The sequence below is a fragment of the Halegenticoccus tardaugens genome (genome assembly GCF_004116405.1).
Lineage (GTDB): Archaea > Halobacteriota > Halobacteria > Halobacteriales > Haloferacaceae > Halegenticoccus > Halegenticoccus tardaugens.
Genome location: NZ_SDIC01000004.1, coordinates 95,828 through 115,522, shown reverse-complemented (window position 1 = coordinate 115,522; position 19,695 = coordinate 95,828). Strand labels below are relative to the sequence as shown.

The window sequence follows — 19,695 nt, the reverse complement described above, 5'->3', positions numbered from 1 at the left end:
AGGCTAACGGGACGCTTCCCGCCGCGTCGCGGCTTCGTGGCGCGACCCACCCCCGACGTTCGCGGCACGGTGGCGCTCCCGTCCGCCACGTTCGGTCCGTCGTGACTTCCTCGCGGCCCCCACTTAACGTCTGACGTACTTTTATGCCCACGGAGCGGCGGAGTAAGGGCATGAGCAACAGGGTGGAGGAACTCGAATCGAAGGTGTCGGAGCTGCGGGCCGCCGTCGACGGGCTCACGGAGGAGCTCGTGGAGACGAAAGAGCGGGTCCGACAACTCGAAGACGAGGTGGCCGTCGACGTCGACGCGCCCGCCGAAGACCGGATCGTCGACGCGGAGTCGCCGACCGCCGAAACCGAGGTCGAAGGGGCTAAAGCCGACGACGACGAGGGAGAAGACAACGGGGCGACGGCCGAGGAGAGCGACATCATCGTCGCGTAGATCTCCGGTCCCCCTCACGCGAGCAACCCATGCACATCAAAGAGCTCGTCCTTGACGACTTCAAGAGTTTCGGGCGCAAAACCCGAATCCCGTTCTACGAGGACTTCACAGTGGTCACCGGGCCGAACGGCTCGGGGAAGAGCAACATCATCGACGGCGTCCTCTTCGCGCTGGGGCTGGCGCGGACGCGAGGGATCCGCGCCGAGAAGCTGACGGACCTCATCTACAACCCCGGCCACGATGACGGCGAGTACGCCGGCGGGACGCGGGAGGCCAGCGTCACCGTCGTGCTCGACAACGCCGACGGGGCGCTGGACCGGTCGCAGGTGGTCAACGCCGCCGGAACCGACAGCGTCGGCGACGTCGACGAGATCACGATCAAGCGCCGCGTCAAACAGACCGACGACAACTACTACTCGTACTACTACCTGAACGGGCGCTCGGTCAACCTCTCGGACATCCAGGACCTCCTCTCGCAGGCCGGCGTCACGCCCGAGGGGTACAACGTCGTCATGCAGGGCGACGTGACCGAGATCATCAACATGACGCCCTACCAGCGGCGGGGGATCGTCGACGAGATCGCGGGCGTCGCCGAGTTCGACGCGAAGAAGGAGGCCGCCTTCGAGGAGCTCGAGACGGTCGAAGACCGGATCGGCGAGGCCGACCTCCGCATCGAGGAGAAGGAGGACCGGCTCGACCAGCTCGCCGACGAGCGCGAGACGGCCCTCCAGTACAGGGACCTCCGCGAGGAAAAAGGGGAGTACGAGGGGTACCTGAAGGCGGCCGAGCTGGAAGACAAGCGGGGGGATCTCGGGCGGACGGAGTCGAAGCTCGACGCGAAGGAGGACGAGATCGAGTCGCTTCGCTCGACGCTCGACGAGAAGCAGGGCCGGGTGAGCCGCCTCGACTCCGAGCTGGACGACCTCAACCGCGAGATCGAGCGGAAGGGGGAGGACGAACAGCTCCGCATCAAAAGCGAGATCGAGGAGGTCAAAGGCGAGATCAGCCGTTTCGAGGGGAAGATCGAGACGGCCGAAGAGCGCATCGAGGAGGCCGAACGCGAACGCCGGGACGCGTTCGTGCAGATCGACCGGAAGGGAGAGCAGGTCGACGAGCTGGCGGACGAGATCCGCTCGGTGAAGGTCGAAAAGGCGTCGGTGAAGAGCGACATCCAGTCGAAGCGGGCCGACCTCGCCGAGGTGGAGGCCGAGATGGAGAGCGTCGACACCGAGTTCGACGAACTCAAGGCAGACCTGGCGGACAGGAAAGAGCGGCTGGAGGAGCTCAAGACGGAGAAGAACGACCTCCAGCGCGAGAAGGATCGCCTGCTCGACGACGCCCGACGGCGCTCGAACGAGATCAGCGAGGCGCGGGAGGAGATCGACGCCGCCCGCGAGCGGATTCCGGAGCTGAAGGCGACGCTCTCCGAACTCCACGGGGAGCTCGACAAGGCGGAAAAGAACAAATCGAAGGTCCAGAGCGTCGTCAACGACCTGCGCGACGAGCGTCGGGAGCTGAAGGACGAGCTGAGCGACGTGGAGGACGAACTCCGCGCGAAACAGAACGAGTACGCCGAACTCGAAGCGCGGGCCGGCCGCGACGGCGACAGCTCCTACCCCCGCTCGGTGACGACGGTTCTCAACGCCGACATCTCGGGGGTCCACGGCGCGGTCGGGCAGCTCGGCGGCGTCTCCGGAAAGTACGCGAAGGCCTGCGAGACGGCGGCGGGCGGGCGGCTCGCGAACGTCGTCGTCGACGACGACGGGGTCGGCTCGACCTGCATCGACTATCTGAAGTCCCGCAACGCCGGTCGGGCGACGTTCCTGCCGATCACGAAGATGCAGAACCGGAGCCTGCCCCGGCTGCCGAACAACGCCGGCGTGGTCGACTTCGCGTACAACCTCGTCGACTTCGATTCGCGGTACGCCTCGGTGTTCTCGTACGTCCTCGGCTCGACGCTGGTCGTCGAGGACATGGGGACCGCCCGGGAGCTGATGGGCGACTACCGGATGGTCACCCTCGACGGCGATCTCGTCGAGCGCTCGGGCGCGATGACCGGCGGCAGCGGCGGCGGCTCGCGCTACTCCTTCTCGAAGGCCGGCAAGGGGCGGCTGGAGCGGATCGCGGAGGAGATCTCCCGCCTCGAAGACCGCCGCCGGGAACTCCGCGAGGAGGTCCGCGAGGTCGAGGGGAAGCTCGACGACGTGCGCGACCGACAGACCGAAGCGGCCGACAAGGTCCGCTCCGTGCGGAGCGACATCGATCGGGTCGAGGACGACCGCGACGCGGCCGAAGACCGGATCGAGGAGCTCGAAGCGTCGCTGGAGGAGTTGCGCGAGGAGCGCGGGAACGTCGACGAGGAGATGTCGGCGCTCGACGCGGAGATCGCCGCGAAGGACGACGCGATCGCGGACGTCGAAGCGGAGATCGACGAGCTGGAGTCCGAACTCGCGGACTCGAAGATCCCGGAGCTGGCGAACCGCGCCGAGGAGATCCGCGCGGAGATCGACGACCTCGAAGACCGGATGGACGACCTCGACGGCCGGTTGAACGAGCGACAGCTCGAAAAGCAGTACGCGGAGGAGGCGGTCGACGACCTCCACGACGCCGTGGAGTCGGCGCAGAACCGCAAGGCAGAGGCCGAAGAGCGGATCGAGGAGTTCGAGGCCGCCGTCGAGGAGCGCGAGTCGACCCTCGACGAGAAGCGGGAGGCCGTCTCCGCGCTCGAAGCCGAACTCGCGGAGCTGAAGGAGGAGCGCCGCGGGCTTCAGGAGGAGCTGCGGGAGGCGAAAGAGGAGCGCGACGCGCAGCGGGAGCGCGTCTCGGCCGTCGAGTCGCGGATCGAGAGCCTCCGGAGCGCCGCCGAGCGGCTCGAGTGGGAGATCGAGGAGCTCGAAGCCGAGGTCGGCGACTACGACCCCGAGGAGATCCCGGACCACGCGACGGTCGAGCGGAACGTCGAGCGCCTCGAATCGGAGATGGAGGCGCTCGAACCGGTGAACATGCTCGCCATCGACGAGTACGACGGCGTGAAGGCCGATCTCGCGGAGCTCCAGGAGCGGCGCGACGTGCTCGTCGAGGAGCGCGACGCCATCGCGGAGCGCATCGAGTCGTATGAGGCCCAGAAGAAGGACACCTTCATGACCGCCTTCGAGGCCATCGACGGGCACTTTCGGGACATCTTCGAGCGGCTGTCGGCGGGGAGCGGCGAACTCCACCTGGAGAACCCCGAGGACCCGTTCGAGGAGGGGCTGACGATGAAGGCGCAGCCGGGCGACAAGCCGATCCAGCGGCTGGACGCGATGTCGGGCGGCGAGAAGTCGCTCACGGCGCTGGCGTTCATCTTCGCCATCCAGCGGCACAACCCGGCACCGTTCTACGCGCTCGACGAGATCGACGCGTTCCTCGACGCGGTCAACGCCGAGCGCGTGGGACAGATGGTCGACGACCTCGCGGGCGACGCGCAGTTCGTCGTCGTCTCGCACCGCTCCGCCCTGCTCGAACGCTCCGAGCGGGTCATCGGCGTGACGATGCAGGACAACAACGTCAGCGCGGTGACCGGGATCCAGCTCGGCGACGGCGAGGAGCGGGAGGTGCCCGCGGATGACTGACACCGGCTCCGGCGGGGCGCTCGACGGACTACTGGAAGACAGCGACGCGTCCGACGACGGAGGTGCCTCGGATCGCTCCGTCGCCGAAGCGATCGACGAGCGGTCGGATGAGGCGAGGGAGGTCAGTAAGGACGAGCCGGCGAACGCCGGCGAGGTCAGTAAGGACGAGTCGGCGGACGCCGACGAGGTCGGCAGGGACGAGTCGGCGAACGCCGGCGAGGTCGGCAGGGACGAGTCGGCGAACGCCGGCGAGGTGAGAGACGACGAGCCGGTGACCACCGACGAGGTGAGAGACGACGAGGTCGAACCGGTCGAACTCCTCGTCCAGCTCGCCGAGGACGGGGAGATCGAGCCGTGGGACATCGACATCGTCGAGGTGACGGACGCGTTCCTCGCGCGGCTCGACGCCGCCGACCTCCGGACGTCGGGGCGGGCGCTGTTCTACGCGAGCGTCCTCCTGCGCATGAAGAGCGACGCCCTCCTCGCGCCCGACGAGGCGGACGACCCCGACCCGGAGGCGGAGCCGTGGGAGCTGGCGATGGAGGGCGGAGCCGACGACGCGGTCCCCGGATTCGACCCGGTGGACGCGCTGGAGGACGAGATCGACCGCCGGTTGGACCGAAAACGCGCCCGCGGATCGCCCGAGACGCTCGACGAACTCGTCCGCGAACTCCGCGAGGCCGAGCGCGGGACGTGGTGGAAGGAGTCGCGCTCCTACGACACGAGCGGCTCCCCCCGTGGCTTCAGCCGCGGGACGCAGACGCTCGACTACCACGCCGCCGACGACCTCCGACGCGACGAGGAGCCGACCGAGGCCGACGTCACCGGGACGACCCACGCGGAGGACATCGAGACGACGATCGAGTCGGTCGAGGAGGCGCTCCGCGGGCACTACGACGCCGGCCGCGACGAGGTGCTGTTCGCCGAGATCAGGGCGGCGGGCGGACGGGCCGTCGAGACGTTTCTGGCGCTGCTGTTTCTCGCTCACCGCGGCCACGTCCACCTCCAGCAGGACGACCTGTTCGGCGACCTGTGGGTTCGAGCGTCGACGGCGGACGCGCCCGGAGAGGGAGAGAGGGAGGAAGACGAAGCCGAAGCCGTCGCGGACTGAAAGGGCGCGGCACCCGCGGTCGTCGGATTCACTCCAACAGCAGCCAGTTCGTCCGAACGTCCGCCTCGTGGAGCGTCCACCGCTGCAGTCGGCGGCCGTCCGAGACTCGCGTCTCGACGGTGGCGTCGAACAGGGGTTCGAGCCGCGTCAGGAGTCGGTCGTCGACGGACGACGACAGGTGAAAGTGACCCATCGCCCGCGACGCGCGAACGCGAGCGGCGACGACGCGGGCGAACCGGAGCAGTTCGAGCGGTTCCGCTCGCTCGACCAGCGCGTCGAGCGTGTCGAAGCAGACCCGAACCTCGCTCGGGCGCGGGTCTTCCGCGTCGAATCGAGAGAGGTGGACGCGCACGTGGTGGGCGATCGCCCACAGGCCGTCGTCGGGAGCGGTTCGGCTGTACCACTCGACCGTCGACCGGTCGCGGTCGGAGGCGGCCGCGGGACCGATCGGTTCGACGGCCGCCGGCGGGTGCGGCACGCCGGCCCGGTCGAGACACGGTTCCGAGAGCGCAGAGCGCGTCTCGTCGCCGACCACGTCCACGAAGCCGATTCGGCGCGGATCGAGCACGGGCGTCGCACGGTGATCGTCGCGCTCGTCGTGGCCGCCGTGACCGGACCCGCCCGTCGCGACCACGAGCCGACGTCGGGTCTTCGAGTCGTCGCCGAGAAGGCGGTCGCAGGCGGCGCGATCGGGCGACGACGCGAGGAGCAGTACGTTCGCGCCGCTCCGTTTGAGCGCGCGCAACTCCCGTTCCAGGGTCGCGACGTCCCCGTCCATTCGGATCGAGTTTTCTTCGGGGTGGTATATAGACTTTCGGAGCGAAATCGATTCAAGAATAACGGTCGTTCGGCGGCTATTTTTCGCGGCTACGAGTGTGCGAAAGAGAGCGTTCAGTCGTCGAGATACTCGCCGACGAGGAGGTCGACGCGCTCTCTCGTCTCCGGCGGGATCGACTCGGTCGGGGTGTTGATCGTGCCCGCGAGCGCGTCGCCGCAGGCGCAGTCGCGATCGGCCGGAAGCGTCCGGATCGCGCGCTCGACCGTCTCCTTGATCGCGCGCTCGTTCTTCTCCGCGTTTTCGAGCACTTCCTCCAGCGTGACCTCGCTGTCGTCCTTCCAGACGTCGTAGTCGGTGACGCCGGCGATCGTCGCGTAGCACAACTCCGCCTCGCGGGCGAGCTTCGCCTCCGGGATCGCGGTCATTCCGACGACGTCCCACCCCTGCGAGCGGTAGAACTCGCTCTCGGCCTTCGTCGAGAACTGCGGTCCCTCGATGCAGACGTACGTCCCGCCGGACCGGACCGTCGCGTCGACCCCCCCGGCCGCCTCCGCGAGGTGCGCCGACAGGTCGGGGCAGTACGGCTCCGCGAAGGGTTGGTGGACGACGACGCCGTCGCCGAAGAAACTCGACTCGCGGCGCTTCGTCCGGTCGAAGATCTGATCCGGGATGACGAGCGTCCCCGGTGGCAGCTCCTCCTTGAGGCTGCCGACCGCGTTGCTCGCGATGACGTGCGTGACGCCGAGTTTCTTGAGCGCGTACACGTTCGCCCGATAGGGGAGGTCGGTCGGCGCGTGCCGGTGGTCAGGTCCGTGGCGCGGGAGGAACGCGACCTCGCGGCCCGTGTCGCCGAACTCGCCGACCGTGACCGGCGCGCTCGGATCGCCGTAGGGCGTCTCGACGCGCTCTCCGCGGGTGTTCGAGAGCGGAAGCGCCTCGTAGATTCCGCTGCCGCCGATGAAGCCGATGGTCATGTGTTCCACTGGTTCGACGGATCACCTAAAGGATGCGCTTCGCGGGGCGAGCGCCGCCGCCGACCGATCGGTCGAGGGCTCTCACGGACGGTCCGGTGACCCACCGTCTCGTCCGCCAGACCGTCGGAGGGGGCGTACATTGCCGCGTTCGTCTCTGTCACGCGTTACCAATCGTCGCGAGAGTTGAAGTGCCCTCGCGGAGTGGACGGGTAGGTGAGCGACACGTCCTACGAAAGCGGGCTGACGGACGGCGACCTCGTCAGGCCGATGATCCGGCTGGCGTGGCCCATGGTGGTCATCCAGCTCCTGCAGGTCGCCTACAACGTCGCCGACACGTTCTGGCTCGGCCGGCTCTCGGCCGACGCCGTCGGCGCGCTGAGTCTCGCGTTTCCGCTGATCTTCTTTTTCATCTCCGTCGGCGGCGGTTTCACCGCGGCGGGCAGCATTCTCGTCGCCCAGTACCGCGGCGCGGACAGCGACCGGTCCGCCGGGCTGATCGCCGGGCAGACGCTGTCGTTCGTGACGCTCATCGCCGTCGCGATCGCCGTCGCCGGCTTCCTCCTGACGGGGCCGCTGCTCGCGCTGCTGCCGACCGACCCGGAGACGGGCAGACACATCGTTCCCCTCGCGGCCGATTACATGCGGATCTTCTTCCTCGGGATGCCCTTTCTGTTCGGCTTCTTCGTGTTCATCTCGCTGATGCGCGGGTACGGCGACACCCGAACGCCGATGCGCGTCATGGTCGTGAGCGTGGCCGTGAACGTCGTGCTCGACCCGCTCTTCATCTTCGGGGCCGGGCCGATCCCCGCGATGGGCATCGAGGGGGCCGCCGTCGCGACGGTCGGCTCGCGCATGATCGCGACCGCGCTCGGGTTGTACGTGCTCTTCGGCACCTCCGCCGGGCCGTCGATCCACCGAGGGGACCTCTCGCTCGTGCCGTCGCACGTCCGGGACATCGTCTCGCTCGGCGTGCCGACCGCGCTCGAACAGTCGTCGAGCGCGATGGCGATGATCCTCATGACGGGGATGGTCGCGACGTTCCCGCCCGCGGTCGTCGCCGCGTACGGGCTGGGGAACCGGCTCATCTCGCTCGTGTTCCTCCCGGCGATGGGGCTCGCGCAGGCGGTCGACACCGTCGTCGGGCAGAACCTCGGCGCGGACGAGCCCGAGCGCGCGGAGCGAGCCTCGCGGCTCGCGATGACGCTCGTGACCGTCGTGCTGTTGGTTCCGGTGGCGGTCGCGCTGCTCTTTCCCGACCCGATCGTCGGCGTCTTCCTGCCGCCCGGGACCGAACGGGCGGCCGAGACGGTCGGCTTCGCGAGCGAGTACCTCCGGATCGCGGCGAGCATGTTCGTCTTCATGGGCGTGCTCCAGATCGCGCTCGGGACGTTCCGCGGGGCGGGCAACACGAAGACCGCGCTCGCGTTCTCGATGGTCACCCTCTGGGTCGTTCGGCTCCCGGCGACGTACTACCTCGTCTTCGTCGCCGGCTGGGGTCCGACGGGCATCTGGACCGCCGTGGCGCTCGGCGACGTCGTCGGCGCGGTCGCCGCCGTCGCGTGGCTCCTGCGGGGGACGTGGAAGGAGCGCATCGTGGACGGGACGGCCGACGGGATCTCGCCGACGGGCGACGAACCGGGGGGCGGGCCGGCGCGCTCGGCGGAGCGGGTCGACGATTGAACCGCGACGGCCGTCGGGTCGCGCCCCGCGTCCTCAGAGCAGGACGCCCGCGTCGAGGAGCGCGATGAGGAGCGTGAGGAGCGGCACGCTGACGAGCGTCGTCGTGAGCACGACGGTGCTTGCGTACTCCGCGACCGAGACGCCGCCGATCCGCTCGTCGCCGCCGAACTCGACGAGGAGGATGAGCGGCGTGATGGCGGCGGGCATCGCGCATTCGAGGACGAACACCCGCGCGACGGTCTGGTCCTCGAACGAGAGCGCGAGGGCCACGCCCAGGCCGACGAACGGCGCGACGACCATCTTCAGCACGTTCGCCGTGCCGGCGCGCGTCAGCGCCGCGCCGTAGTTCGTCCGCGCGAGCTGAATGCCGAGGATCAGGAGCATCACCGGGATCGACGAGTCGCCGACCAGCTTCAGGGTGGTCATGGCCGCGGCGTCGCTCGCGGGAACGACGCCCAGCCACCGACCGGCGAGCGCGGCGACGACCGCGTAGACGAGCGGGATGCGGAACACGCGCTTTACGCCCGCGAGTCCGTCGGCTCCGACGCTGCGGGAGGCGACGTAGACGCCGACGGTGTAGATGAGGACGCTCTGGGCGGCGATGTAGAGCACGGCGGTGCTCCGGCCGGTCGGGCCGAACGCGAACTCGGAGACGGGGATGCCGTAGTTGCCGGCGTTCGGGAAGGCGCTCACGAGCACCAGCGCGCTCAGGACTGGTTCCGACTCCCCCACGAGTCTCCCGACGAGTTCCGAAACGAGGACCATCGCGACGGTGTAGGCCGCGACGCCCCCGGCGACCCGGGCGAGCGTCCCCCCCGAGAGCGTCGTCGTCGCCAGGCTGTGAAACACCAGCGCGGGCGCGAGGACGTACACCGTGACCGTGTTGAGCGGGGCCGGATCGACGTCCCGCGTCCGGCCGAGCAGAAAGCCGACGGCGGCGATGGCGACGATGGGGAGGATCGCCGTCGCGAAGATGGAGAGAAGCGACATGGGGAAGGCGAACCGTTCGCGCGATACAAACGCTTCGGTGCGGCCGCGCCCCGACGCCCGGTCGTAGTTCGCGGCGCTTAGTCCGAACCGGGTGCGGCCGCCCGATTCGCGTCCGTCTCGTCGCGCCGGAGGAACGTCCGAGACGCGAGGGCGACGAGGCCGTCGCCGGGCGTCCTGAACGCCGCGATCAACGCCCAGAGCACGCCGGTGAGGATCGATCCGACGGCGGAAAACGTCATTCCCATCGACAGAAACGTGGCGCCGTAAACGAGGCCGACGAGACAGGACGGGAGGCTCGTTCCGAGAGGAACCTTCGCCATCGAGTTCCGCAGCGTCGGCGCGAGCACGACGATCGAGAAGGCGCTCCCGGCGAGAAAGACGAAGTCCTGCCACGTCATAGTCGTGTCTCCTGTGCCCGGGGGAGCCCGTTCTGTGCGGCTGTTCCGATCATGTCACTCTCGGCTCGACGGTTGCCGTTGAAAAGATTTACTCATTATCGAGTACCTACGATCGTGATGGTTCACGGATCCGCACGAGGCGCGATCGCACGGCTCGAACGGGACGCGTGAACGCGTCGCGCCGGAAAGAACCGAGCGGTTCGCGTCCCCTCAGAGCTGCCGATCGATCCAGTCGGCGAGTTCGCCGTAGTCGCGGTCGGCCGTGAGGATCTCCCCGCCGAGTTCGAGCGTCGGCGTCACGTCGACGTCGTACCGCTGGGCGTCCTCCGGCGTCTGCGCGACGACCGACTCGTACTCGCCGTCGCTCGCCCGGTTCGGGACGAGTCCCCAGTTCGCGACGCCGCCGTCTTTGAGCCGCTCGCGCATCTCCGCGTTGCCGACGGTCCCCGAGATCAGCTCCTCGAACATGTACTCGAAGAACGACCAGTAACTGTACGGTTCGACGTCCCAGACGCCGTGGGCCGCCTCGGAGATGTACGGGTCGCTCGACGAGATGTAGTAGTCCGAGGAGCCGTGTGACGGCTCCGAGGGGTCCGGCTCGTACGCGAGCGCCCGGAACCGGAAGTTGAGTTCGCCCGAATCGACGAACTCCTCGCGGAGCGGCCCGAGGTTGTTCTGCACGAAGTTCTGCGTGTACGGACACTTGAAGTTGCCGTAGAGCGTCGCCGTCGGGTTGCTTTCCGCCGTTCCGAGCGTCGGATACGTCGCGCCCGTGAGTTCGGTGGCACCGTTCGACGAATCCGCCGCGGTCAGCCCGCTCGTCCCGAGAAGTGCTGTGCCGCCCGCCGCCGCGATGAACGCTCTGCGCGTCGTCTTCCGTTGCACAGCCGTGCGCAATGAAAGTGGTCCTATTAAAGAAATTGGGCGTATTCTTGTATAATTTCGGCGACCGGTTCCGACGGCGAGATAGTCGGATTTGCGATACCGGCGTTCGACCGGGCGGCGACGAACGCGGCGCGGCTGCAGGGTCACCGAACGCGCTCGAACGTTTCGCCTCGTCGTTACTCGTTCGAACGTTCTTTCAAACCTTACGGAATTTCCCCGAAAAATACCGCGCGTGCGTCAGCTCACGATTCCCGGCGCTCGACTCGCGAACCGAGTCGCCCGACCGCTCACTCGTCTGGACGCTTTGCCTCCTCGTACCGCGCCCGGATCGCCGCGACGAGGGTGCGACCCAGTTCGGTCCGGAGTCGCGGTTCGGCGGTCGCGAAGAACTCGTCGAGATCGTCGTACTCGCGGAACGCCTCGCTCTCGTCGGGGTCGTACCGACCCGCGCGCTCGTACGAGAGCGCCTGCAAGCACATGTCGACGAGGTCCATCTCCTTCACGAAGACCGCCTCGTCGGTCTCGCGCGCCTCGTACTCCTCCCACGGATCGAGAACGGCACTTCCCGCTCTCGGTATCTCGTCGGCGTCGAGCCCCGCGGCCAACGCCTCCATCGCCTCGCGCTCCATCCGCTCTTTCTCCCCGGGATCGACCGTTTCCGCGGTCGAATCGGCCCGCGTCGGCAGATCGCCGGTTTCCGCCTCCGCGAGGTCGTGCACGACGGCGAGTTCGAGGGCGCGCCCCGCGTCGACGCCCGCGAGATCCGCGTAGACGAGACAGAGCAGGCTCACGCCCCACGTGTGACCCGCGACGGACTCGGGATCGGCGACGCCGCGGAGCTGCCACCCCGTCCGGCGCTCGTCCTTCAATCCGTACGCGCGGACGAGCGCGTCGAGAGCGTCCCCGTTCACGTCTCCGGTCCGGTACCCTCGTCCGCGACGAGCCGCCACCCCGCGCCGCCGTCGACGGGTTCGACGCGACCGCGCCGCGTCATCTCCGCCATAACCTCGTCGAGGCGGTTCGGCTGGGCGATCTCCATCTCGATGCGGTCGATGTTGTGGTACTCCGAGAGGTAGTGGCGGACGTCATCCTTTGCGAAGACGTCCCCGTCCGCCTTCTCCATCACGCCGCCGATGAGGTCGATCATGTCCTCGATGAAGTTCCACGGGTAGACGACCCAGGCCCAGTGTTCGAGGCGCTCGCCGATGAAGTCGGGGTCGAACTCGCTCGTCTGGAGGAGTTGGAGGGTCGCCGTCCGGACTTCTCCGGGGTTGCGCTCGTGGACGTACTCGTGGGCGCGCTTGATCGAACCACCGGTGTCCGCGATGTCGTCGATGATGAGCACGTCCTTGCCCTCGACGCTCCCTTCGGGCATCGGGTAGCGAACCTCGGGTTCGCCGGTCTTCTGGGCGGTGCCGACGTAGTGTTCCATCTTCAAGCTCGTGAGGTCGTCGAGCCCGAGGAAGTCGCAGATGCACCGGCCGGCGAACCACCCGCCGCGGGCGAGCGCGACGATCACGTCCGGCTCGAATCGGGACGCTTTGACCTGATCGCTCACGTCCCGACAGAGCCCGTAGATGTAATCCCAGTTCGTGATAGTGCAGTTGAACTCGTCCGGGAGATCACCCATAGCGTGTGTTCACCAGCGTACACAGAGGACGGGACTCCCTTTAAGTGGTGTGACTCCTCGCCGACGGCCACCGGCCGGTTCGTGCAACCGTCGAGCGGACGCGCCGGGGACGCACGGCCGCGGAACGGCGGCACCGGCCGAAGGAATATTATACCAGTAGATAATTCTTGGGATTATGGCTGGGAAAATAATGCTCGACTCGCTGTTTGAGCTTCTCGCCAACCGCCGACGCCGCTACATCCTCTGTCGGCTGTTGGACGGGACGGGGAGGGCCGACCGGCGAGAGCTCGCGGGCGAGATCGCGGCGTGGGACGCGGCGGAACCGGCCAGCGCGATCCGCGAGGAGAAGATGAAGCGGGTGTTCGTCAGTCTCCTACACCACCACCTGCCGAAGATGGAGGACGCGGGCGTGATCGAACACGATGCGAACTCCGGGGTCGTGACGCTCACCGACGCGACCGAGTTCGAACCGCTGCTGGAGGCGGTCAGGGACGTGGACGAACTTCCGACGGAGCGGACGGAGTAGAACGTTCTCGGAGGACGGAATCGGAAAAGCGCCGAGGTGAGATTTGAACCGTGCGAAGACGTTCCTGCTCGTCTCGCACGGCGAGACTGCGCGGGCTGCGACTTCTCTCGTTCAAATCACGCGGTCGCACGTATCACGCCCTCGGTGTGGACGAGCGGCTCGTCCGCTCGTTCAGGGAACGCGCGAGAAAACGCCGAGGGTGAGATTTGAACTCACGTGTCCGAACGGACAGTAGATTTCGAATCTACCGCCTTGGCCGGGCTAGGCTACCTCGGCTCGTTTTACTGTGCGACGTCGTTCGTTTAATCGGTTTCGGTTTCCGCGAGGGGTACCGACACCGCTCAGTCGAGATCGCCGCCCCGGTCTCGACCTCGTTCGATCACTCGTTCGACGACGAGCGTTTCGAGGGGTTCGGGGTCGACGGTCGAACGCGCCGAGGCCGTCGAGGGGACCAGCGCGGACGGGCGGGCACCCGGAAAGCTAAGTGTCGAGGACCCGCGAGGGAGGGCATGGACGTCACCGAGGCGAGCGCGACGTGTCGCGAGGTGCTGGAGGCGGTCGGGGGCGCGGTCATCGCGGAGGAGGAGTTCTTCGAGCGGGTCATGCTCGGCGTCCTCGCGCGCGGACACGTCCTCCTCGAGGACGTGCCCGGGACGGGAAAAACCCTCACGGCGCGATCGCTCGCGTCGGCGCTCGGGCTCAGCTTCTCGCGCATCCAGTTCACGCCCGATCTCCTGCCGGCCGACGTGACCGGGACGAACGTCTTCGACGAGGAGAACCGTCGCTTCGAGTTCGCCGAGGGCCCGATCTTCGCGAACGTGGTGCTGGCCGACGAGATCAACCGCGCGCCGCCGAAGACGCAGGCCGCCCTGTTGGAGGCGATGGAGGAGCGGCAGGTGACCGTCGACGGCGAGACGCGGCCGCTGCCGGAGCCGTTTTTCGTGATCGCGACGCAGAACCCCGTCGATCAGGAGGGGACGTTTCCGCTGCCCGAGGCGCAGAAGGACCGCTTCGCGGTCAAGACGGCGCTCGGCTACCCCGATCTCGACGGCGAGGTCGAACTGCTCCGCAGGCGGGCGAGCCGCGACCGCCGGGCTCCGGCGGTCGAACCGGTGCTCACCCGCGAGAACGTGCTGGCCCTCCGTCGCACGCCGGAGGGCGTCGCGGTCGACGACGACCTCCTCGCGTACATGGCCGAGGTGGCGCGGGCGACCCGCCGCGATCGTCGCGTCGTGGTCGGCGTCTCCCCGCGCGGCACGCAGCGGCTGTTCGAGGCCGCACGCGCGCGAGCCGTCCTCGCGAACCGCACCTTCGTCACTCCCGACGACGTAAAACGGATCTGTCGACCGGTGCTGTCGCACCGACTCGTCCTCACGCCGGACGCGAAGGTGAACGCCGCGGACGAGGCGGCGGTCGTCGACGACGCGCTGGAGCGGGTCGAGGTCCCGACGGTCGACCGGGCTGCCCGATCCGGGAGGTGAGCGGAACCGCCGGACGGGGGCGGATCAGACCGGCCGGCCGCCGTCGGACAGCCCGAGGAGCACCGTCCCGATCGTGAGCGCGGCGACGCCGAGCACCGCGGCCACGAAGCTCCACGGGCTCTCGAGGACGACGAGCGCCGCGACGAGGACGATCCCGATGGCCAATAGCGCGATTCCCATCCTCGGGTTCGCGGTGCCTATTTTCATGGCGATCTCAGGCGTACTATCCGTCCCGGCGAATAATAACCGTTGTCCCGCCGCCGCGCCTAGCCTCGGGACGCGCCGGCCGCGCCGGACGACGGTTGATTCATCGCCGCGGCGGGGACGACGACGCCGCAGCACTCGAGGACCGCTTCGTCGGGGCCGTTGATGACGACGTATCCCGGCTCGCGTCGACATTCGGGGTTGTACTTACACATGATCTCGTCTCCGTTGGGTTCCGGACGCGCGGCGGTTTTCGGCGGGAATCGAGCGGCCGCATCGACCGGCGTCGACTCGTCCGCGTCGTCGAGGGGGCGCGTCGGTCCCCGACCACCTATTCCTCCCTCCCACGGTCGAAATATAACTCATCTACTCTCCCTCAAATAATAATTTGAGGGTGTAGTTTTTAAATCTATTTACCGGCGGTCGGCAGCGTCACGGGGAGTGATACGTTCGGTCGGACCTTTCACGGACGAAGTGCCGAAACGAGGGCGATCGCTCCGACGAGCAGGAACACGAGCGCGGCGACCGGTTGCCCCCCCGCGGCCGCCGCGTAGGCTCCGTAGCCGACCGTCGCCGCGAACGAGCCGACGAGGAGGCTCGCGGCGGCGTGGACGAGTTCCGCCCGCGTCGTCTCCGCCGACCGGCCGAGCTGTTCGCCGAGGCCGATCCCGTTTTCGCCGACGTCCCACGCGAGCACGGCACCGAGCGTCCCCACGAGCAGCGGCTCGGGCCCGCCTCCCTCGACGCCGGCGGCCAGCACGCCGAGGATCAGCGCGCCGCACCCGACGAGAAGCGCCCTGCGTGATCCCCGTCCGACGCCGATCGCGGTCGCGACGATGCCGAACGCGCCCGGCGCGAGCGCCGCGACCGACGCCACCCCCGAGGCGAGAACGCTGGCCAGCGCGGCCAACAGGGCCAGCGACGAGCTGAGATGCGCCGGGGCGCGATCGACGTCGACCGCCTCGGCCGCTCGATCGTTCGCGTCGGCGGTGTTCACCGACTCGTCGTTTCTCACCTCGCCGGCGATTGCCGGCTCGTCGTTTCTCATCTCGCCGGCGATTGCCGACTCGTCGTCTCTCATCTCGACCACCCGTGCGTCGCCCGAGCGACCGCGGTCGCGAGCGAAACGTCCCCCCAGTCGAGGACGCGAATCCCGCTTCGCCGGAGATCGCTGAGTCGATTCGAGCGCTCGATTCGCGCGAGGCGGTGTCCGGGCGTGTCGGCCGCGGTCGGATCGGGACTGACGACCGTCACCGAGTGGCCGTGGGCGTCGAGGCGACGCGCGGCCTCGGCCGCGGCGTCGTCGGCCAGCGGCGAGAAGAAAAGCACCTGCGCGTCGCTCGGCAGCCGCCGGCGGAGGCGCCGGAGGCGGATCGACGGGAAGAAGCGCTCGTCGGGGGGCGTCGGAGACAGCGCGGGGTGCGTCGCGAGCAGCTCTCGCGCCCTCGCGCGCTGCTCGTTTCCGGTGCTCGGCGACAGCCAGCACTCGACCGGTCCGAACGCGGCGAGGCCGACGCGATCGCCCCCGTCGAGGAGGGCGAGGAGGAGCCCGCTCGCCGCGTCGACGCTGCGCTCGACGGCGTTTTCCGCGTCGGGACCGGGCGCGAGATACGCCTCCTCGCGGGCGTCGACCACCACGACGACCGTCGCGGCGCGCTCCTCGCGGAAGTCGAGCGTGGCGAGTTCGCCGGTTCGCGCCCTGCGGTTCCAGTCGATCCGGTTTCGAGGATCCCCGCGACGGTACTCGCGCGTGGAATGAAATTCGAGCCCCGCCCCCGGGACGTCGGTCGCGAGTCGGCCGGCGTACTGGGTCGTCAGGCCGCGAAGCGGTAAGTCGCCGGACGACGCGAGCGACGGAAGACAGCGAAGGGTCGTGTCGAACGAGATCGAGGCGTCCCGCTCGCGGGTTCCGCTGGCGTTCCGCGCGATCACGCTCGTCGGCTCCCACTCGTGCTCGCCGCGGACGGCCGCGACGGCGTAGGAGAAGCTCGCGGTCGCGCCCGGCCTGAGGGCGGTCCCGTGGCGCGGCGAGCCGTCGATCACGGCGAGCGCCGGCGGGACGCCGTCAACGAGTCGGAGATCGAACAGCGTCGCCTCGCCGACGTTCGTCACCCGGACGGTGACGCGGATCTCGTCGCCCGGCGCGGCGGTCGGCTCGCTCAACTCGCGCTCGATCGCCAGGTCGGGGACCGGGGCGGTTCCGGCCTTCGCGTACGCGGCGTAGGCGACCCCGACCACGCCGGCGAGGAGGAGCGCCGGCTGTCTGCCGAAGAGAACGCTCGCCGCCGCGAGAAGGAGCGTCACCGCGCCGACGCCGATCAGCCGGCGCGTCTCGCGTTCGGTCATCGGTCGCCCTCCCCGATCCGCTCGACGGCCGCGACGGTCCGCGCCACGTCGCGCTCGAACCGCGAGCCGCGGCGGAAGAGGTCGCGGACGCGGTCGGAGAGCGGCGGCACGGGCGCGTCCGCGCCGAGAAACGCCGCCGCGAACGGGTCGTCGGTCCACGCTCCCGCCTCGACCCGCGCGTCTGCCTCCTCGGGATCGCCGAGTCCGTGCGCCACGAGCGCGTCGACGGCCGCGTCGCGGAGTCGCTCCCGTATCGTCTGCCGCTCGCGCGACCGCCGGATCGACCAGTCGTGCGCCTCGGCCAGTCGGGCGTCGACGTCGTCGCCGGGCGTCGGAACCCGGTGCCGACGCTCCGGATCGCCCGTCTCGGCCGCCTCGACCGGCGTCGACCAGCGCTCCGCGGCGTGTCGAAGCCCCTGTACGAGCGCCAGCAGGCCGACGAGGGTGACGAACGCGTAACCGAGGTCGAATCCGGCCACCGATCCGCCGGTGGCGAGGCTCGCAAGCCCCGCGAGCACGGCGGCGATCCCGACGGCGACGATCGCGCGGTTCACGCGTCGTCCCCCGCGTACGCCTCCTCGATCCGGCGCAGCGCGTCCACGGCCCGCCGCTCGCGCTCCGCGGTCGCGCTCGCGCCGCCGTAGCGGACCGACTCGAAGAGGGCGGTGAGTTCGTCCACGTCGGCGCGGGCCATCCCCGCGTCGACGGCCGCGCTCGCGAACTCCCGCGGCGTGCTCGATCGGGGGCGGGCGACGTCGAGCGAGTCGGTCATCTCCGCCCACGCGCGGTACACCTCGTTTTCGACGTCGGCGTCGCCTTCGATCCGGTCCGCGGCGGCACCGGCGGCCCGGCCGATCGCCGCCGGGTCGACGTCGGGATCGGACTCCGCCTCCGGTTCGTCGCCCCCGCCGTCGGCGTCACCGGTGGAGACGAAGAGGAGCAACACGCTCCCGAGCAGGGCGACGAGGAGGACGAGTCCGAGCGCGATCGAGGGCGTCGAGGCCACCTCGCCGGCGGGACCCAGCCCCTCTCCACCTCCCGCCGGGAGGGGAGTCTCCCCGGGTCCGTCCCCGAGCGACAGCGGCTCCGTGCCGGCGCCGGGAGCCGCGCAGGCCGTGAGGAGCGCGTACGCCAGCACGATCGGGACGCCGAAGGCGACCGCCGCGGCGGCCGGGAGGACGAACGTGCGGACGCGCCAGTAGAGCAGCGCGAGTCCGAGGCCGAAGGCGGCGACGATCCCGAGGGCGATCGCCGGGTCGGCCAGTTCGGGAATGCAGGGGAACCACAGACGGCCGTCCTCGCCGCCTGACATGGGCACGCCCGGGGGAGAGCCGCCGACCCCGCCGGATTCGGGGCCGTCGACGGGGGCCAGGCCCCCGCCACCGCCGTCCGACGAGACCGTGGCGGTGTCGAGCGTCGCGGCGGAGAGGGCGAGGGCGACGACGGCGAGCAGGGCGAGCGCCGCCGTCAGCGCGGTGTTTCGATCCACGACACGGGGTAGCGTGACACGCCGCTTAGAAGTTTCGGGGCGCGGGCGGGGTTCGGCGCGGTCGGCGGGCCGAGAGACGAGAGTGGCCTAACGGACGCTCAACGATAGAGGACGCCGGGCGCATCGGTCGCCGGCGCGGCTCCGCCGGCCGGCTCACGTTCGTCGACGAGTGGACAGTCGTCGAAGTAGCCGCCGTCGACGCACGCCACGAGCGCCCCGTCGCGTCCGGTGTCGGCGCGCGCATACTCGTACGCCTCCTCGAAGCCGGCGGCGTCGGACAGCGGCACCATCGAGACCGTCGTCCCCGTCGGCTCGACCCGGACGAGCAGGTACGCCTGCGGGAGCGAACACGCGGCCGCGGTCGTCACCTGCGTGACGCCGTGGGCGCGCGCGACCGTCGGCCAGTGGACGTGCCCGGAGACGACGAGGTCGACGTCCTTCGCGGCGAGCAGTTCGCCGACTTCCGCCGCGTTCTCCAACTGGAAGTGCGACTCGGGCCGGAACTCGGGAACGAGGTCGGACAGGTGGCTGAGCGGGTGGTGGAACACGGCGACCGTCGGCGTCTCCGGGTCGACGCGTCGGTCGAGCCACGAGAGCTGCGAGTCGGAGATCCGACCGGCGTGCGTGGCCGCCAGCGAGCCGTCGTCGGCCGCGGCGCTGTTCAGTCCGACGAGGTCGACGCCGCCGAGCGTCGTGCGGTACGGCAACGAGCCGGGCGCGTACCGCTCCGCGAACGCGTCGAGCGACGGCGTTTCGTGCGGGTCGAACTCCTTCGGCGCGTCGTGGTTGCCCGGAACGCCGGCGAGGGGGACGTCGAGATCCGCGAGGATCTCGTCGACCAGGTCGAACTCCTCGGGCGCGCCGTCCTTCGTCAGGTCGCCGGCGAAGACGAGCCCGTCCGCGCCGAGCCGGTTCGCGTCCTCGACGACGGTTCGGAGTCGCCGCTCCGTCCGGTGGAACACCTTCCACGTCTCCGCCGCGTCGGGCGTGACGTGCGCGTCCGAGACGACCGCGAACGTCGTCTCCTCCGCCCGCGGACGGGAGAGCCGTGCGAGCACGAGTTCTTCGTCGAATCTGTCCATGGTGAATCTCGTCCGGATCTTCGAACCCGAGACGGGTAAACAAATCGTATTTCTGTCACATTGTGCTATA

At 69.3% G+C, this 19,695-nt stretch carries 20 protein-coding genes and 1 tRNA gene; 6 read left to right on the top strand and 15 right to left on the bottom strand.

The features are described from left to right. Positions 1-170 precede the first annotated feature (170 nt). Genes C3L37_RS11470 through C3L37_RS11460 form a run of 3 tightly spaced genes read left to right on the top strand, consistent with a single transcriptional unit; the run spans position 171 to position 5,162 of the window. The gene (locus C3L37_RS11470; protein WP_129114754.1) at positions 171-440 is read left to right on the top strand and encodes a DUF7518 family protein; all 270 of its coding nucleotides are present in this window, start codon (positions 171-173) and stop codon (positions 438-440) included. A gap of 29 nt (positions 441-469) precedes the next feature. After that, positions 470-4,051, top strand: coding sequence for a chromosome segregation protein SMC (gene smc / locus C3L37_RS11465; RefSeq protein WP_129114753.1), 3,582 nt, complete (start codon positions 470-472; stop codon positions 4,049-4,051). After that, positions 4,044-5,162: a segregation and condensation protein A gene (locus tag C3L37_RS11460; protein ID WP_129114752.1), complete on the top strand. Its 1,119-nt coding sequence runs from the start codon at positions 4,044-4,046 to the stop codon at positions 5,160-5,162. The genes smc and C3L37_RS11460 overlap by 8 nt, the downstream gene beginning before the upstream one ends. 28 nt (positions 5,163-5,190) lie before the next feature. On the opposite strand, the gene C3L37_RS11455 is transcribed toward C3L37_RS11460, so the two are convergent. Continuing rightward, on the bottom strand, positions 5,191-5,940 hold the full coding sequence (locus C3L37_RS11455; protein WP_129114751.1) for a DUF7504 family protein: 750 nt from the start codon (positions 5,938-5,940) through the stop codon (positions 5,191-5,193). Positions 5,941-6,053: 113 nt separating this feature from the next. Then, complete coding sequence (mtnP, locus tag C3L37_RS11450) at positions 6,054-6,914, bottom strand: S-methyl-5'-thioadenosine phosphorylase (RefSeq protein ID WP_129114750.1); 861 nt, start codon at positions 6,912-6,914, stop codon at positions 6,054-6,056. A 267-nt stretch (positions 6,915-7,181) separates the two neighbouring features. Here mtnP and C3L37_RS11445 point away from each other — a divergent pair, with 267 nt between their 5' ends. Further along, on the top strand, positions 7,182-8,594 hold the full coding sequence (locus tag C3L37_RS11445; protein WP_129115254.1) for an MATE family efflux transporter: 1,413 nt from the start codon (positions 7,182-7,184) through the stop codon (positions 8,592-8,594). A gap of 33 nt (positions 8,595-8,627) precedes the next feature. On the opposite strand, the gene C3L37_RS11440 is transcribed toward C3L37_RS11445, so the two are convergent. From C3L37_RS11440 to C3L37_RS11420, 5 genes are all read right to left on the bottom strand, one after another. Beyond that, positions 8,628-9,584: an AEC family transporter gene (locus C3L37_RS11440; protein ID WP_129114749.1), complete on the bottom strand. Its 957-nt coding sequence runs from the start codon at positions 9,582-9,584 to the stop codon at positions 8,628-8,630. Positions 9,585-9,661: 77 nt separating this feature from the next. Next, the gene (locus C3L37_RS11435; RefSeq protein WP_129114748.1) at positions 9,662-9,982 is read right to left on the bottom strand and encodes a hypothetical protein; all 321 of its coding nucleotides are present in this window, start codon (positions 9,980-9,982) and stop codon (positions 9,662-9,664) included. Positions 9,983-10,192: 210 nt separating this feature from the next. Beyond that, positions 10,193-10,867, bottom strand: a complete 675-nt coding sequence (locus tag C3L37_RS11430) for a DsbA family protein (RefSeq protein WP_164974739.1) — start codon at positions 10,865-10,867, stop codon at positions 10,193-10,195. Positions 10,868-11,154: 287 nt separating this feature from the next. Next, entirely contained in the window at positions 11,155-11,778 is a 624-nt protein-coding gene (locus tag C3L37_RS11425) for an HD domain-containing protein (protein WP_129114746.1), read from the bottom strand. Further along, entirely contained in the window at positions 11,775-12,497 is a 723-nt protein-coding gene (locus C3L37_RS11420; RefSeq protein WP_129114745.1) for a phosphoribosyltransferase, read from the bottom strand. Before C3L37_RS11420 ends, C3L37_RS11425 begins: the two co-directional genes overlap by 4 nt. 175 nt (positions 12,498-12,672) lie before the next feature. Here C3L37_RS11420 and C3L37_RS11415 point away from each other — a divergent pair, with 175 nt between their 5' ends. Further along, complete coding sequence (locus C3L37_RS11415) at positions 12,673-13,023, top strand: DUF7344 domain-containing protein (protein WP_129114744.1); 351 nt, start codon at positions 12,673-12,675, stop codon at positions 13,021-13,023. 191 nt (positions 13,024-13,214) lie between these two features. On the opposite strand, the gene C3L37_RS11410 is transcribed toward C3L37_RS11415, so the two are convergent. Beyond that, positions 13,215-13,299 (bottom strand) — tRNA-Ser (locus tag C3L37_RS11410). A 233-nt stretch (positions 13,300-13,532) separates the two neighbouring features. Here C3L37_RS11410 and C3L37_RS11405 point away from each other — a divergent pair. Next, positions 13,533-14,504, top strand: coding sequence for an AAA family ATPase (locus tag C3L37_RS11405; protein WP_129114743.1), 972 nt, complete (start codon positions 13,533-13,535; stop codon positions 14,502-14,504). 24 nt (positions 14,505-14,528) lie between these two features. Here the strand turns inward: C3L37_RS11405 and C3L37_RS11400 are convergent, their stop codons facing one another. The 7 genes from C3L37_RS11400 to C3L37_RS11375 form a co-directional block, all read right to left on the bottom strand. Next, positions 14,529-14,711 (bottom strand): hypothetical protein, encoded by a 183-nt coding sequence (locus tag C3L37_RS11400; RefSeq protein WP_129114742.1) that lies wholly within the window; start codon positions 14,709-14,711, stop codon positions 14,529-14,531. Positions 14,712-14,770: 59 nt separating this feature from the next. Continuing rightward, positions 14,771-14,923, bottom strand: coding sequence for a hypothetical protein (locus C3L37_RS24340; protein ID WP_164974738.1), 153 nt, complete (start codon positions 14,921-14,923; stop codon positions 14,771-14,773). Between the two features lie 248 nt (positions 14,924-15,171). Continuing rightward, entirely contained in the window at positions 15,172-15,789 is a 618-nt protein-coding gene (locus C3L37_RS11395; RefSeq protein ID WP_228546212.1) for a DUF7519 family protein, read from the bottom strand. Next, positions 15,786-17,054: a DUF58 domain-containing protein gene (locus tag C3L37_RS11390; protein ID WP_129114741.1), complete on the bottom strand. Its 1,269-nt coding sequence runs from the start codon at positions 17,052-17,054 to the stop codon at positions 15,786-15,788. Before C3L37_RS11390 ends, C3L37_RS11395 begins: the two co-directional genes overlap by 4 nt. Next, the gene (locus C3L37_RS11385) at positions 17,051-17,608 is read right to left on the bottom strand and encodes a DUF7269 family protein (RefSeq protein ID WP_129114740.1); all 558 of its coding nucleotides are present in this window, start codon (positions 17,606-17,608) and stop codon (positions 17,051-17,053) included. The genes C3L37_RS11390 and C3L37_RS11385 overlap by 4 nt, the downstream gene beginning before the upstream one ends. Further along, a complete protein-coding gene (locus C3L37_RS11380; protein WP_129114739.1) occupies positions 17,605-18,543 on the bottom strand; it encodes a DUF4129 domain-containing protein in 939 nt (312 codons plus the stop codon). The genes C3L37_RS11385 and C3L37_RS11380 overlap by 4 nt, the downstream gene beginning before the upstream one ends. Before the next feature lie 98 nt (positions 18,544-18,641). Beyond that, positions 18,642-19,625, bottom strand: coding sequence for a metallophosphoesterase family protein (locus tag C3L37_RS11375; protein WP_129114738.1), 984 nt, complete (start codon positions 19,623-19,625; stop codon positions 18,642-18,644). Positions 19,626-19,695: the final 70 nt, after the last annotated feature.

Excerpts from the sequence above, each read along its gene's own strand:
- C3L37_RS11470 (WP_129114754.1), top strand. The coding sequence starts at position 171 with ATGAGCAACAGGGTGGAGGAACTCGAATCGAAGGTGTCGGAGCTGCGG.
- smc (WP_129114753.1), top strand. The coding sequence starts at position 470 with ATGCACATCAAAGAGCTCGTCCTTGACGACTTCAAGAGTTTCGGGCGC.
- C3L37_RS11460 (WP_129114752.1), top strand. The coding sequence starts at position 4,044 with ATGACTGACACCGGCTCCGGCGGGGCGCTCGACGGACTACTGGAAGAC.
- C3L37_RS11455 (WP_129114751.1), bottom strand. The coding sequence starts at position 5,940 with ATGGACGGGGACGTCGCGACCCTGGAACGGGAGTTGCGCGCGCTCAAA.
- mtnP (WP_129114750.1), bottom strand. The coding sequence starts at position 6,914 with ATGACCATCGGCTTCATCGGCGGCAGCGGAATCTACGAGGCGCTTCCG.
- C3L37_RS11445 (WP_129115254.1), top strand. The coding sequence starts at position 7,182 with ATGATCCGGCTGGCGTGGCCCATGGTGGTCATCCAGCTCCTGCAGGTC.
- C3L37_RS11440 (WP_129114749.1), bottom strand. The coding sequence starts at position 9,584 with ATGTCGCTTCTCTCCATCTTCGCGACGGCGATCCTCCCCATCGTCGCC.
- C3L37_RS11435 (WP_129114748.1), bottom strand. The coding sequence starts at position 9,982 with ATGACGTGGCAGGACTTCGTCTTTCTCGCCGGGAGCGCCTTCTCGATC.
- C3L37_RS11420 (WP_129114745.1), bottom strand. The coding sequence starts at position 12,497 with ATGGGTGATCTCCCGGACGAGTTCAACTGCACTATCACGAACTGGGAT.
- C3L37_RS11415 (WP_129114744.1), top strand. The coding sequence starts at position 12,673 with ATGGCTGGGAAAATAATGCTCGACTCGCTGTTTGAGCTTCTCGCCAAC.
- C3L37_RS11405 (WP_129114743.1), top strand. The coding sequence starts at position 13,533 with ATGGACGTCACCGAGGCGAGCGCGACGTGTCGCGAGGTGCTGGAGGCG.
- C3L37_RS11400 (WP_129114742.1), bottom strand. The coding sequence starts at position 14,711 with ATGAAAATAGGCACCGCGAACCCGAGGATGGGAATCGCGCTATTGGCC.
- C3L37_RS24340 (WP_164974738.1), bottom strand. The coding sequence starts at position 14,923 with ATGTGTAAGTACAACCCCGAATGTCGACGCGAGCCGGGATACGTCGTC.
- C3L37_RS11395 (WP_228546212.1), bottom strand. The coding sequence starts at position 15,789 with ATGAGAGACGACGAGTCGGCAATCGCCGGCGAGATGAGAAACGACGAG.
- C3L37_RS11390 (WP_129114741.1), bottom strand. The coding sequence starts at position 17,054 with ATGACCGAACGCGAGACGCGCCGGCTGATCGGCGTCGGCGCGGTGACG.
- C3L37_RS11375 (WP_129114738.1), bottom strand. The coding sequence starts at position 19,625 with ATGGACAGATTCGACGAAGAACTCGTGCTCGCACGGCTCTCCCGTCCG.